General features: G+C 47.5%; 12 protein-coding genes. 6 read left to right on the forward strand and 6 right to left on the reverse strand.

Annotated features, from left to right (window positions below):
* Window positions 1-15 precede the first annotated feature (15 nt).
* On the reverse strand, window positions 16-1,743 hold the full coding sequence (gene argS / locus ICE90_RS00740) for an arginine--tRNA ligase (RefSeq protein WP_216190615.1): 1,728 nt from the start codon (window positions 1,741-1,743) through the stop codon (window positions 16-18).
* Window positions 1,744-1,778: 35 nt separating this feature from the next.
* Between argS and ICE90_RS00745 the strand changes: the two genes are divergently transcribed.
* Window positions 1,779-2,096 carry a DUF1840 domain-containing protein gene (locus ICE90_RS00745; RefSeq protein ID WP_215321127.1) on the forward strand — a complete coding sequence of 106 codons (318 nt, stop codon included), beginning with the start codon at window positions 1,779-1,781 and terminating at the stop codon, window positions 2,094-2,096.
* On the opposite strand, the gene metH is transcribed toward ICE90_RS00745, so the two are convergent.
* Window positions 2,093-4,843, reverse strand: a complete 2,751-nt coding sequence (gene metH, locus ICE90_RS00750) for a methionine synthase (RefSeq protein ID WP_216190616.1) — start codon at window positions 4,841-4,843, stop codon at window positions 2,093-2,095. The two genes, ICE90_RS00745 and metH, sit on opposite strands and share 4 nt — an antisense overlap.
* Window positions 4,840-5,904 (reverse strand): homocysteine S-methyltransferase family protein, encoded by a 1,065-nt coding sequence (locus ICE90_RS00755; RefSeq protein ID WP_216190617.1) that lies wholly within the window; start codon window positions 5,902-5,904, stop codon window positions 4,840-4,842. Before ICE90_RS00755 ends, metH begins: the two co-directional genes overlap by 4 nt.
* A 74-nt stretch (window positions 5,905-5,978) precedes the next feature.
* Here ICE90_RS00755 and ICE90_RS00760 point away from each other — a divergent pair, with 74 nt between their 5' ends.
* Window positions 5,979-6,437 (forward strand): PhaM family polyhydroxyalkanoate granule multifunctional regulatory protein, encoded by a 459-nt coding sequence (locus tag ICE90_RS00760; protein ID WP_215321130.1) that lies wholly within the window; start codon window positions 5,979-5,981, stop codon window positions 6,435-6,437.
* Here the strand turns inward: ICE90_RS00760 and ICE90_RS00765 are convergent.
* Complete coding sequence (locus tag ICE90_RS00765; protein WP_216190618.1) at window positions 6,349-7,434, reverse strand: MBL fold metallo-hydrolase; 1,086 nt, start codon at window positions 7,432-7,434, stop codon at window positions 6,349-6,351. The genes ICE90_RS00760 and ICE90_RS00765 overlap by 89 nt on opposite strands.
* A 41-nt stretch (window positions 7,435-7,475) precedes the next feature.
* Here ICE90_RS00765 and ICE90_RS00770 point away from each other — a divergent pair, with 41 nt between their 5' ends.
* Window positions 7,476-7,652 (forward strand): DUF1289 domain-containing protein, encoded by a 177-nt coding sequence (locus ICE90_RS00770; RefSeq protein ID WP_216190619.1) that lies wholly within the window; start codon window positions 7,476-7,478, stop codon window positions 7,650-7,652.
* Between the two features lie 31 nt (window positions 7,653-7,683).
* Here ICE90_RS00770 and ICE90_RS00775 read toward each other — a convergent pair whose 3' ends face one another.
* Window positions 7,684-8,667 carry an MDR family oxidoreductase gene (locus ICE90_RS00775; RefSeq protein WP_216190620.1) on the reverse strand — a complete coding sequence of 328 codons (984 nt, stop codon included), beginning with the start codon at window positions 8,665-8,667 and terminating at the stop codon, window positions 7,684-7,686.
* An 87-nt stretch (window positions 8,668-8,754) separates the two neighbouring features.
* Here ICE90_RS00775 and ICE90_RS00780 point away from each other — a divergent pair, with 87 nt between their 5' ends.
* The 3 genes from ICE90_RS00780 to ICE90_RS00790 are packed head-to-tail and all read left to right on the forward strand — an operon-like array spanning window position 8,755 to window position 10,253.
* A complete protein-coding gene (locus ICE90_RS00780; protein ID WP_216190621.1) occupies window positions 8,755-9,051 on the forward strand; it encodes a hypothetical protein in 297 nt (98 codons plus the stop codon).
* A 10-nt stretch (window positions 9,052-9,061) separates the two neighbouring features.
* A complete protein-coding gene (locus ICE90_RS00785; protein ID WP_216190622.1) occupies window positions 9,062-9,562 on the forward strand; it encodes a flavin reductase family protein in 501 nt (166 codons plus the stop codon).
* A gap of 28 nt (window positions 9,563-9,590) precedes the next feature.
* Entirely contained in the window at window positions 9,591-10,253 is a 663-nt protein-coding gene (locus ICE90_RS00790) for a glutathione S-transferase family protein (protein WP_216190623.1), read from the forward strand.
* Between the two features lie 18 nt (window positions 10,254-10,271).
* Here the strand turns inward: ICE90_RS00790 and ICE90_RS00795 are convergent, their stop codons facing one another.
* Window positions 10,272-13,307, reverse strand: coding sequence for an efflux RND transporter permease subunit (locus ICE90_RS00795; protein ID WP_215321137.1), 3,036 nt, complete (start codon window positions 13,305-13,307; stop codon window positions 10,272-10,274).

Genomic DNA, 13,307 nt, shown 5'->3' on the forward strand with positions numbered 1-13,307 from the left:
CTTCATACCTCGCTATTACATCTTTATTGGCGCAGATACCCCGAGTACTTTTAAGCCATTTTGTAGAACTTGTCGGGTTGCTAGCAGCAATGCAAGACGCGCTTGCTTTAAGTTTTGATCGTCAACCAAGACACGATCCGCGTTATAGAAGGTATGGAAATCACCAGCCAAGTCACGCAGGTAAAAAGCCAATGCATGGGGCGCTAATTCTTCGGCAGCGGCCGTCAGAACCTCTGGGTATTCTGCCAAACGACGCAGCAAATGATCCGATGCTTTACTTTGTAAGAGCGATAAATCAGCCGTAGCCAAATCCGATACTTGGCCACCCCACTGTTGCAAGATTGAATTAATTCGCGCATGCGCATACTGAACATAGAACACTGGGTTCTCATCGTTTTGCTGCAAGGCTAAATCAATATCAAAAACGAACTCGGTATCTGCTTTACGCGAAATCAAGAAAAAGCGCACAGCATCGCGACCGCGCTGCAAAGCCAATTCCCTCTCTTCTGGCGTCATCTCTGGAGTAACGCCGCCTGACCATTCAACCAAATCACGCACAGTGACATATGAGCCCGCACGCTTAGAAATTTTGACTTCTTCACCATGGCGCATAACCGTAACCATCTTATGCAGCACATACTCTGGATACGTTTTAGGAATATCCCAGCCACGCTTCTGTGCTACGCCTTGCAGGCCTGAGCGGACACGGGCAATGGTGCCGTGGTGATCGCTACCCTGCACATTAATTACTTTCTGAAAGCCGCGATTCCACTTGCTGGTGTGATAGGCCACATCAGGCACAAAGTAGGTAAAGCTACCATCAGACTTACGCATCACGCGATCTTTATCATCGCCATCATCCGTACTCTTCAACCAGAGCGCACCTTCGGATTCATATGTCTTACCAATGCTTTGTAAGTCGCCAACAATTTGTGCAACGCTACCGTCGGTATATAGAGAGGACTCTAAGTAATAGCAATCAAATTTCACGCCAAAAGTTTTCAAATCAATGTCTTGTTCATTACGCAAATAAGCAACAGCAAATTGGCGAATGGCCTCAAGATCATCTTTAAATTCTGGAGAAGTTTGAAATGCACTAGCAATCTCTGCAATATATTCGCCGTTATATGCCTGCTCAGGCCACTTGGCATCACCAGGCTTCAAACCCTGTAAGCGAGCTTGAACAGACAAGGCTAAATTCGCAATCTGCACACCGGCATCGTTGTAATAAAACTCACGATGAACTTTGATTCCCTGGGTGGCTAATAAATTAGCTAAGGCATCACCCAGCGCTGCTTGTCTACCGTGGCCAACATGCAATGGTCCAGTTGGATTGGCAGAGACAAACTCAATCATGGCGTTTGGAACAGACTCGCCGACTTGCACAGACTCACCAAAATGAGTCCCTGCAGCAAGTATCTCCTGAACTACGGTAGTCTTAGCTGCATTACTAAGGCGAAAATTAATAAAGCCAGGACCAGCGATGTCACAGGATGCAATCAGCTCATTGAATCCCGCTTGCTGCTGCAAGCGTTCAACCAAAGCCTGTGCCAGCTCACGCGGGTTAAGCTTCCAAGCCTTTGCTAGCTGAAGGGCGATATTACAAGCGACATCACCATGGTCAACAGCCTTGGGACGCTCCAAACGGGGGGTAGGAGCCTCTCCTAGGTCGCGCTCCTGAGCCAAGCCCGCAAGTGCAGCACTCAGCATTTGAATTAAACGATTTTTATTGGTTAACAACATAGATTAGTGAGTTTATCAGGTGGTAAGCTATCGAAATGATCTATCAATTTCGCTCAAAGGCTGGTCCAGATGTCATCATGCTGGCGGATCTGACTAAACGAATTTTTGATATTTTGGGGCGCCCCCTGGAGCCTCGCGGAATTTTGACCGTTGAGCAACTTCCTGACCTCATCACTGCCCTAGAAACTGCCATCCTCAAAGATCTTGAGGAGCGGGCTAAAGTAAATGACGAGTCCGAGAAGGGTGCTGAGAAGCCTAAGCTGGCCGATCGCCTTGGACAGCGAGCCTACCCATTCCTGGAGTTGATGAAGCAATCCAAAGCCACAGACGAACCCGTCATGTGGGGCGTCTAATCTAGCAAGCTTGCCAGCTGGCGACGGGTGTCTTCAATACTTTGACCGCGGCGTTTAGCCAAGTCTTCAACCTGATCATCCGATAGCTTGCCCACATTAAAGTAGCGCGCATCCGGATGGGCCAAATAGAAACCGCTCACGCTTGAAGCTGGATTCATGGCCATTGACTCGGTCAGAGTCATGCCAATATCTTCAGAGCCAATGACTCGTAATAGATCTTCTTTAACTTCATGTGCAGGACAGGCTGGGTAACCAGGTGCCGGACGAATACCGCGGTATTCCTCATTAATCATCTGATCATTGGTCAAAATCTCATCTGTTGCATAGCCCCACAGATCAGTGCGCACACGATGGTGCATGAGTTCAGCAAACGCTTCTGCCAATCGGTCAGCTAAGGCCTTCAACATAATGGCACTGTAGTCATCGTGCTTTGCCTGAAACTCAGCTACTTTCTTTTCAACACCATGACCGGTGGTCACTGCAAAACAACCCAGGTAATCAGCGACGCCCGAGTCCTTTGGCGCAACATAGTCGGCCAAACAACGATTAGGTCTGCGTACACCCTCTATAACTGGACGCTCGGATTGTTGACGCAAGTTATGCCAAACAAACAAAGGATGCTCGCGTGCTTCATCGCTATACAAAACGATATCGTCGCCAATGGTATTAGCGGGATAGAAAGCCACCACCGCATCGGCTTGTAGCCAATGCCCCTTAATCAACTTATCGAGCAGAGCTTGGGCGTCAGCAAACACCTTGCGAGCCTCAACACCAACAACTTCATCATCCAGAATTGCTGGGAATTTACCTGCAAGGTCCCAAGTCTGAAAGAATGGTGTCCAGTCAATATATTTAGCAATATCGCTCAGTGCAAAGTTTTTAAATACACGACGGCCAATGAACTTCGGCTTCTTTGGAACATAAGCAGACCAGTCGATCATCTCGCGATTCTTACGTGCTGCTTCTAAAGAAATCGTTGGCGCCGCCTTCTTATTGACATGCTGTTCACGAATGCGTACATAGTCATCGCGCAAATCTTGAATAAATTTCTTAGCACTTTCATCGGAAAGCAAGCTGGAAGCCACTGAAACTGAACGAGATGCGTCAGGCACATACACCACTGGGCCATCGTAATGCGGGGCAATCTTTACCGCCGTATGAACGCGTGAAGTTGTTGCGCCACCAATCATCAGCGGAATTTGGCGTTCGCGAAACCAATCATCACGTTGCATCTCTTGCGCAACATAAGTCATCTCTTCTAGCGAAGGTGTAATCAATCCAGATAAACCAACAATATCTGCATTCTCTTCTTTGGCACGCTTGAGAATCTCTGCACAGGGAACCATCACACCCATATTGGCTACTTCAAAGTTGTTACATTGCAGAACAACAGTCACAATATTTTTACCGATATCGTGCACGTCGCCCTTCACGGTTGCCATGACAATCTTGCCCTTAGCTTTGGCTTCGCCGCCTGCTGCAATATGTTGGCGCTTTTCTTCTTCGATGTACGGAATCAAGATGGCAACCGCTTGTTTCATCACGCGGGCGCTTTTGACTACCTGAGGCAAGAACATCTTGCCCGCACCAAACAAGTCGCCCACGACATTCATACCATCCATCAGAGGGCCTTCAATGACCTCAATAGGTCTGCCGCCAGCGCCCATAATTTCTGCGCGCAACTCTTCGGTGTCTTCTTCGATAAAGGTGGTGATGCCATGCACTAGGGCATGCGTTAGACGCTCACGTACAGGCGCTTCACGCCACACTAGGTTCTCGACCTGCTTAGCGCCACCACCCTTAAATTGGTCAGCAATATCGAGCAAACGCTCGGTAGGTGTTTTGCCATCCTTTTCTTTAAAGCGATTGAGAACAACGTCCTCAACACGCTCACGCAACTCTGGATCTAAATCCGCGTACACACCTAATTGACCAGCATTCACAATGCCCATATCCATACCAGCTTGGACAGCGTGATACAAGAACACTGTATGAATTGCTTCACGCACACGGTCATTACCGCGGAATGAGAAGCTCACATTGGAAACGCCGCCGCTAACCTTAGCACCCGGTAGGTTTTCTTTAATCCAGCGGGTGGCATTAATAAAGTCGACCGCATAGTTGTCGTGCTCTTCAATGCCGGTAGCAATTGCAAAAATATTCGGATCAAAAATAATGTCTTCTGCTGGGAAGCCAATCTCGTTTACCAAGATCTCATAGCAGCGCTGACAGATTTCTGTCTTACGCTTAAAGGTATCAGCTTGCCCTACCTCGTCAAAAGCCATCACCACTGAGGCAGCACCATAACGACGGATTAAACGCGCTTGCTTTCTGAAGGACTCCTCACCCTCTTTTAAGGAGATCGAGTTCACAATTGGCTTACCTTGAATACACTTCAGACCCGCTTCAATCACGCTCCACTTGGAGGAGTCGATCATGATGGGAACACGAGCAATATCAGGCTCAGAAGCGATTAAGTTGAGGAAGCGAGTCATCGCCGCCTCAGAATCTAACATCGCCTCATCCATATTGATGTCGATAACCTGTGCGCCATTCTCAACCTGCTGACGCGCCACTACGAGCGCTTCATCAAACTGATTATTCAAAATCATGCGAGAGAATGCTTTGGAGCCTGTGACATTGGTACGCTCACCAATATTGACGAAGCCAACATCTGCTGTAACGTTAAATGGCTCAAGACCAGAAAGCTTCATCGCTGGCATCGCTTTTTTCTCCGTCGTGCTCATGCTGATACCTCCGCATTCTCACGATAGAAAGCGCGTGGCTTCCGTTTGGCAACCGCATTAGCAATTGCGCGAATGTGATCGGGTGTCGTGCCGCAGCAGCCGCCTACTAAATTAACTAAGCCATCTTTAGCAAAACCATCTACTAGGCTAGAAGTGATTTCTGGGGTCTCATCAAAGCCCGTATCACTCATCGGATTAGGCAAGCCCGCATTGGGGTAGCAAGACACTGCCGCATCGCAAATTCTTGCTAGCTCTGCAATATAGGGGCGCATTAAAGCAGCCCCTAATGCACAGTTCAAACCAAAGGTGAGTGGCTTGATGTGACGCAAACTATTCCAGAACGCCTCAACTGTTTGACCAGACAAAATACGGCCAGATGCATCTGTCACCGTTCCAGAAATCATTACCGGCAAACGCTCACCGGTCTCTTCAAAAAATTCATCGAGGGCAAAGAGTGCCGCTTTGGCATTGAGCGTATCGAAAATAGTTTCAACCAAAAATAAGTCAACGCCACCCGCAAATAATCCTTCAATCTGCTCACGATACGAAGCACGTAATACATCAAAGGTCACATTGCGTGCACCCGGGTCATTAACATCCGGCGAAATACTCGCTGTCTTTGGTGTAGGGCCAATTGCGCCAGCAGCAAAACGAGGTCTTTCTGGGGTGCTGTATTTTTCACAAGCTGCGCGCGCTAATTTGGCGGAGACTTCATTCATCTCACGAGCCAAGCCAGCCATTTTGTAGTCCTCTTGCGCCACTGAGGTTGCACCAAAAGTATTGGTTTCAATAATGTCTGCGCCAGCATCCAAATACTGCTCATGGATCTTGCTAATAATTTGTGGTTGCGTCAGAACTAGCAGCTCGTTATTGCCTTTGATGTCGCCGGGATGATCGGCAAATCGGGTATTTCCCGGCAAACCACGATAGTCGGCCTCGGTCAACTTATATTGCTGAATCATGGTGCCCATGGCGCCATCCAAAATGAGGATGCGCTGCTTCAAAAGCTCGGGAAGCTTTTGACCACGGGTATAAGGCTGGGACAAACCATTAGATTGCATTGTTAAACCGGGATTAATCTCTAGAATCCCTTATTCTATTGGAAAAGCCACTTTTCATTCACCCCGGAGCCCTTATGTTTGGAACCATTCCAGAATTCAATCAAAGCCTAGATATGTTTAAAACCATGTGGGGACAAGGCGCTGCAGGTCAGGCCGGACAGTTCCCCTTCACGGCAGACGCCTCTAAGGCTGCTGGCGGCTTTGCATCGGCTTTTCCTGGCTTGGATGTAGATGAGCTTGAAAAGCGCATCAAGGACCTGAAAAGCGTTGAAAACTGGCTCAATTTGAACCTCAACATCCTCAAATCAACTATTCAGGGTCTTGAAGTTCAGCATGCCACCATGATGGCGCTCAAATCCTTTGGTGATGCCGTCTCAGCGGCTGGCGCTGCAGCCAGCTCAACAAGCGCCCCAAAGGAAGAATCCAAGACTAAAACAACTAGCGCTAAACCACGGAAAACCGCAACACGCCGTCCTCGCAAAGCTGGCGACGCAACTTTCCTCGACGAAGTAGGTAATTCAGATGAGCAATAGCCTCACCCATTGCAAATGTGAGCTGATGAATATCTAATTCACGTTTAAACAAAACCGGCACAATCTCCCTAGCATGTGCCGGTTTTTTACATGCGGCCAAAGTATCCGCCAAGCGATCATCATGATGCGCTTTGAGTTGCGCAACACGCGGCCTAATTCCAGTAAATGGTTTGCCATGTGAAGGAAGCACCAACGCATCCTCAGGCAACACTAAATATTTTTCAATAGAGTCCAGATACAATCCTAGCGGATCTGCATCTGGGTCAGCATCATAGACGCTCACATTAGTAGAAATACGGGGTAACAACATATCTCCAGAGATTAATACTCCAAGCTCTTCACAAAAGAGAGAGGCGTGCTCTGGAGCATGCCCATAACCCATGATGACTTGCCACGCATGACCACCAATCAAAATAGACTCGCCATCAATAATGCGGCGGTATTGACGCGGCACACCAGGAACCATATTGCTATAGTAATTGGAGCGCCCTCGAATTTTTTCTAAATCGTCTGAGCCCGTTAAACCATGTCTTTGAAAGTGATCTGCGGAACCGCCGCTGCCAGCACGCGAACCAACTGCGGCGCCACCCTCTTTGCAACTTAACCATTGGGCAGTTAAATAATCTGTCATGGAAATCCACATGGGGACATGCCATTTTTCACAGAGCCATTGCGATAGACCCACATGGTCAGGATGCATATGCGTCACGATGACGCGCAAGACTGGCATGCCTTCAAGCTGAGTAGCAAACACTTGTTCCCAAGAGTTTCTTGTCTCTTCATTAGCAATACCGCAGTCCACAATCGTCCAACCCGCAAGACCATCAATTTCGTCGCGCAGCAGCCAAAGATTGATGTGATCTAAAGCAAAGGGCAGACGCATTCTGATCCAGCGAACACCTGGCGCAACCTCTATGCTGCTACCCACTTCCGGAAGGGCGTCTCCTAAGGGATAATGAACTGCAGCTTCAGCGCTTGCTTTGTTTTGAGTATTCATGGCTTAGTGTTATTGATTGATTTTTTACTTCTAGGTTTGCTTTGACAACAGTTCCATCGCCTTGCATTAATTGGTGTGACATTAACCCTGAAAATGGTTACTGTCGCGGCTGCTATCGCACCCTGACCGAAATTGCTGATTGGTCCGAGCTGACTAATCCTGAGAAGCTTGAGGTTTGGTCACAACTACCTAGTCGCAAACCCCAAGCACCACAGTAAAGCTAATCTTTAGTTGCTTGTTATTTCTTTTTTATTTATTGACGTCGACAATCAAGCGCCCGCGTACATTTCCTGCCATTAATTCTTGCGCGTATTTTATTGACTCCTCAAGCGTAATCTCATGAGAGATTTCATCTAAGGTTTTCAGATCCACTAACTTACTCAACTGCTCATAGGCAGCAATGCGTTTTGCACGTGGCACAGTCACACTATTAATGCCGTACAAAGTCACGCCGCGTAAAATAAATGGTGCGACACTTGAAGGAAAATCCATGCCCTGAGCCAAGCCACAAGCAGCTACTGCGCCATCGCTCTTGGTCTGCGCACACGCATTAGCCAGGGTATGACTGCCCACACTATCAACTACTGCAGCCCAACGCTCTTTTGCCAATGGCTTGCCAGGAGCAGATAAGATGGCGCGATCAATCACTTCAGTTGCACCCAATTTCTTCAGGTAATCTGCTTCGGCCATACGGCCTGTACTCGCGACAACAGTAAAACCTAGCTTGCTGAGAAGCGTGATGGCAAAACTGCCAACACCGCCTGCAGCACCAGTGACCAAAACCTCACCATCGCTTGGCTTAAGCCCATGCTTTTGTAGCGCCATGACGCAGAGCATGGCGGTATAACCTGCAGTGCCAATGGCTAATGCTTGTTTAGCAGTAAACCCCTTGGGCAGCGGAATCAACCAATCGGCCTTCACACGAGCCTGCTGACCTAAGCCACCCCAATGCCCTTCCCCAACTCCCCAGCCGTTGAGAAGCACCATGTCGCCAGTCTTGAAGTCGGGGTTGGTGCTCTCCATCACTTCACCGGCAAAATCGATGCCCGGCACTATTGGGAAGCTGCGAACCACCGGACCTTTGCCCGTGATAGCCAGGCCATCCTTGTAATTGAGGGTGGAATACAGGACCTTTACGCGAACATCTCCCTCTGGGAGGTTAGCCTCATCGACCTGGGCTAATTCTGCGCGATACCCTTGGTCATCCTTATTTACCAATATTGCTTTAAACATGTCTCTTCCTTTTAGAGCGAGGTATTTCCCCGCAGCAATTGCTTAATAGGTTTATCCTAACGAGCATTGCTGATTATGGAGGTTTCCATGAAAAAAATTCTACTATTAACTACGATTTCTGGCTTGGTGCTGTCTGGCTGCTATTCCACCCAAATTAATATGTCCATGGGCAATATGCGTCTGATCACCTCTAGCGCTGCACCGCAGGATGTCATGGATTTCGCCACTAAGACCTGTAAAGATGATTTTTATGAAGGCGCCAGCTTTCTGTCCAAGGCAGGCAAAGAATATCGCTTCAAGTGCGTAAAAGCTGAAGAGAATGAAGTTTTAAATCCCATTCCCGGCACAACACTGACCGCTACAGCAAAAGCTGAAGCTAAATAAGTAAAGATTAATGACCCCATTTACTTCACAAGAGCTACGCAAAGGTTTCGCATCATTTGCAACTGGGGTCACTGTTATCACCTGCCTGGATGAGGAAAACAATTCTCACGGCATTACGATTAGCTCCTTCAACACTGTCTCACTCGAGCCACCACTCATTCTTTGGAGTCTCAAGAAGCATTCACGTCTAATGCCTTGGGTTGAGCTTGGCAAGAAACATCTGATTCATGTGCTAGAGCGCTCGCAAGAGAATCTGGCAATGCATTTCGCTACCGTGAAGACAGATCAATTCAAGGGAATTGATCACAAGCCAGCAGCTAGTGGACTAACGCAAATAGATCATTGCGTTGCTTACTATGAATGTGAAACTGTATGTGTTCATATAGGCGGCGATCACAACATCATTGTTGCCAAAGTAATTAACTTAAAAAATCATCCTGAACGAGAGCCGCTCATTTTTGCGCGCAGCCAATTTTTAGGTCTCGATTTCACAGAAACCAAAACCAGCTAATACCACTTCATCTTTGTAAGGAAATGCCATGATGCGTTTATGGGGTCGCAAAAGTTCTATTAACGTTCAAAAAGTATTGTGGTGCCTTGCTGAGCTTGGATTAAAAGAAGGCAAAGACTTTGAGCGAATTGATGCCGGCCTGCAATTCGGGATCAATAACACTCCAGAGTTCTTAAATCTCAACCCAAATGGCTTAGTACCTACACTGGAAGATGGGGAGGTAGTGCTTTGGGAATCCAATACCATCATGCGTTACTTGGCTCGTCAACATGATCGGGCTGGGCGCTTTACTACCGATATCAGAACTCAGTACGAATCTGAGAAATGGATGGATTGGCAATTGGGTACGATGTGGCCAGCGCTGCGCATAGCATTTCTGGGTCTTACTAGAACACCCGAGGTAGAACGTCAATACGAATCGATTCTCAAGGGATATCAAGAAACTAATCGGCTGCTTGGATTGCTAGATCAAACATTGTCTAAGCAAAGCTATTGCGCGGGCAATCAATTTCAGCCTGGAGATATTGTTTTAGCCCTTTGTGTCAGCCGTTGGATTCTTCTGAATCAAGCCTTCCCGCAGCAAACTGGCGAGCGTGCGCCTCTTAAGAATATCGATGCCTGGTTGCAGCGGCTAGAAATAGAAACCTACTTTAACGATATTGTTGAAAAAGAACTCAATATCGTTAAATAGTTTTTCTGTCTTTCATTTTTACTGCTGCTTAAATTTCTTGGCGTGGTGATCGGCACCAATAAATAAGTACATTGCCGGCACTACAAAGAGTGTGAACAGCGTACCAATTGATAGGCCAGTGAAAATCACAATGCCCATAGATTTGCGTCCTGCGGCACCCGCGCCAGAAGCAATCACCAAAGGCAATACGCCTAAAACCATTGCTGCAGTTGTCATCAAAATCGGGCGCAAACGAACGCTACTTGCTTCAACGATGGCATCGAGCTTACTGCGCCCTGCTTCCTGAAGTTCATTCGCAAACTCCACGATCAAAATACCGTGCTTACTAATCAAGCCCATGAGTGTGACTAGGCCAACTTGGGTATAGACGTTTAAGGTCGTGAACCCCAAATTAATAAATATCAAGGCGCCAAATAAGGCTAGCGGCACAGAAACCAAAATTACAATGGGATCGCGGAAACTTTCAAACTGTGCTGCAAGCACCAAGAACACAATCAGAATCGCAAAGAACATGGTAACTAAGAAGCCGCCAGATTCAGCCATAAATTGGCGTGACGGGCCTGCGTAGTCCATGGTGTAACCATTAGGCGCAACCTCTTTCAGAGTCTGACGCATGTACTCCAATAAATCTGCTTGCGAAATAAATGGTGTGCTTACACCTGAGATCGTTGCTGAATTTAATTGCTGGAAGTGATTAATAGACTGCGGCACCACCCTTTGTTTAATCGTTGCGATAGTGCGCGCTTGAACCATCGCGCCACTTGGTGTACGTATGTAGTAATCCAATATTTGATCTGGATTGAGACGATCCACTTGCTTTACTTGTGGAATCACACGATAAGAGCGTCCGGCCACCGAGAAGTAATTCACATATCCACCTCCTAAAGCAGCAGATAAGGCTGAACCGACTTGTTGCTGAGTCATGCCTAGGGCAGCAACTTTTTCTCGATCAATCTCTAAAACATCTTGTGGCTTATCAATCTTGAGGTCAGAATCTACGAAGAAGAAATTGCCACTGCGGCGCGCTTTATCAAGTACTGCTTGTGAGACTTCATTTAACGCTGCATAAGACTCCGTTGTATTAATAACAACCTGTACAGGCAAGCCTTGAGCGCCAGGTAAGGCTGGAAACTGGAACGCAGCAACGCGCGCGCCTGCAATAGAGTTCCACTTTTGCTGCATATCTTCTTGGAACTTGGTTGCGTTACGACTGCGCTCACCCCAGTCTTTCAGCAAGATACCACCAAAGCTCGAAGTTGGGCTCGTGATCTGGAAAGCCTGTTCATATTCTGGTTCTGCAGCTGCAATTGCGTAAATTTGATCTGCATAAGTCTGCATTTGCGTCACCGTACTATTAGGGGGTCCTGATGCTTGCATCAAAACAATGCCCTGGTCTTCGGTTGGCGCTAATTCAGCACGCGCAGTTGAATATAAATAAGCTACGCCCCCCAGCAAGATGACTCCCATCACGATAATGACCTGCCAAGTGCTGAGCAAATCACGTAAAGTAGTTTGATAGCTGTGATGCACCTTCTCAAATATGCGATCAATCTTCTGCACAAAAGGTGACGCCTCTTGCTCCTCTGTGAAGATGCGAGAACACATCATGGGCGAGAGTGTTAAGGCAATTAATCCTGAAACAGCTACGGCACTAGCCAAAGTAAAGGCAAACTCAGTAAATAGCGCACCCGTCAAGCCACCCTGAAAGCCAATCGGGATATACACCGCAATCAGTACCACTGTCATTGCTAAAATAGGTCCGCCTAATTCGCGGGCAGCAATTAAAGATGCCTCTAGCGGTGACTTACCTTCTTTCATGTGGCGGTCAACGTTTTCCACCACGATGATGGCGTCGTCCACCACTAATCCAATTGCCAACACTAAAGCCAATAGGGTAAGCAAATTAATCGAGTAGCCCAGCACTTGCATGAGGAAGAAAGTACCAATGAGCGATAAAGGCATTGCAATCACTGGAACAGCAACCGCACGAGCACTACCCAAGAAGAGGTAGATCACCACAGTCACAATCACCAAGGCCTCTATTAAGGTGGACACTACCTCATCAATAGAGCTGGTAATAAATTTAGTAGAGTCGTAAACAATCTTGCCTGTCATGCCAATGGGTAATTGCTTCTGAATATCTGGTACGACATCGCGGACCCTTTGTGCCACGTCTAACAGGTTGGCCTGCGGCGCAACCTTAATAGCAATAAACACTGACCTCTTACCGCTAAAGGCAACGTTCGTGTTGTAGTCCTCAGACCCCATGGTGACATTAGCCACCTGGTCTAAATACACAATATTCACGCCATCTTTTTTAATGACTAACTTGCGAAACTCATCCAGAGTATGTAAGTCGGTACCGGCAACCAAGTCAACCGAGACCATCTCGCCTTTAGTGCTTCCAACTGCTGATAAATAGTTGTTGGCTGACATGGCGTTATACACATCATCGGCGCCCACACCAAGACCGGCCATCTTCTCTCGATCCAACCAGGCGCGTAAGGCGAATTTACGTCCGCCAGTGATCTCTGCATTCTGAACCCCTTCAACAGAATCCAGCTTTGGCTTTACAACTCGCAGTAGATAGTCGGTGATAGCATTGTTGGGGATGTCATCGCTATAGAAACCCATGTACATTGCGGCAGTAGATTGCCCTACCTGCACTGTCAAAATAGGTTGTTGCGCCTGTGGTGGCAACTGATTCTTTACCGCACTAATTTGAGTCTGTATCTGCGTTAATGCCGCGTTTGAGTCATAGTTCAGTTTGAGCGTTGCAGTAATGGTGGAGACTCCACTCACGCTGGCAGAAGATAAGTAATCAATCCCTTGCGCCTGAGCTATAGATGCCTCAAGAGGCTGAGTAATAAAGCCTGCAATCGTTTCAGGATCGGCACCATAGTAGGCCGTAGTGATGGTCACAATCGCATTTTGCGTTTGCGGATATTGATTTACAGGTAAAGAGCCAATTGCCTTCAAACCAAAAATCAATACAAGAGCGCTCACCACCATGGAGAGCACTGGCCTACGGATGAATATGTCAGTCCAATTCAT

Source organism: Polynucleobacter sp. AP-RePozz3-80-G7 (assembly GCF_018882145.1).
In the GTDB taxonomy this organism is placed as follows: domain Bacteria; phylum Pseudomonadota; class Gammaproteobacteria; order Burkholderiales; family Burkholderiaceae; genus Polynucleobacter.

Coding starts and splice junctions, on each gene's coding strand:
- argS (WP_216190615.1), bottom strand. CDS start 1,743: ATGTTGTTAACCAATAAAAATCGTTTAATTCAAATGCTGAGTGCTGCA.
- ICE90_RS00745 (WP_215321127.1), top strand. CDS start 1,779: ATGATCTATCAATTTCGCTCAAAGGCTGGTCCAGATGTCATCATGCTG.
- metH (WP_216190616.1), bottom strand. CDS start 4,843: ATGAGCACGACGGAGAAAAAAGCGATGCCAGCGATGAAGCTTTCTGGT.
- ICE90_RS00755 (WP_216190617.1), bottom strand. CDS start 5,904: ATGCAATCTAATGGTTTGTCCCAGCCTTATACCCGTGGTCAAAAGCTT.
- ICE90_RS00760 (WP_215321130.1), top strand. CDS start 5,979: ATGTTTGGAACCATTCCAGAATTCAATCAAAGCCTAGATATGTTTAAA.
- ICE90_RS00765 (WP_216190618.1), bottom strand. CDS start 7,434: ATGAATACTCAAAACAAAGCAAGCGCTGAAGCTGCAGTTCATTATCCC.
- ICE90_RS00775 (WP_216190620.1), bottom strand. CDS start 8,667: ATGTTTAAAGCAATATTGGTAAATAAGGATGACCAAGGGTATCGCGCA.
- ICE90_RS00780 (WP_216190621.1), top strand. CDS start 8,755: ATGAAAAAAATTCTACTATTAACTACGATTTCTGGCTTGGTGCTGTCT.
- ICE90_RS00785 (WP_216190622.1), top strand. CDS start 9,062: ATGACCCCATTTACTTCACAAGAGCTACGCAAAGGTTTCGCATCATTT.
- ICE90_RS00790 (WP_216190623.1), top strand. CDS start 9,591: ATGATGCGTTTATGGGGTCGCAAAAGTTCTATTAACGTTCAAAAAGTA.
- ICE90_RS00795 (WP_215321137.1), bottom strand. CDS start 13,307: ATGAATTGGACTGACATATTCATCCGTAGGCCAGTGCTCTCCATGGTG.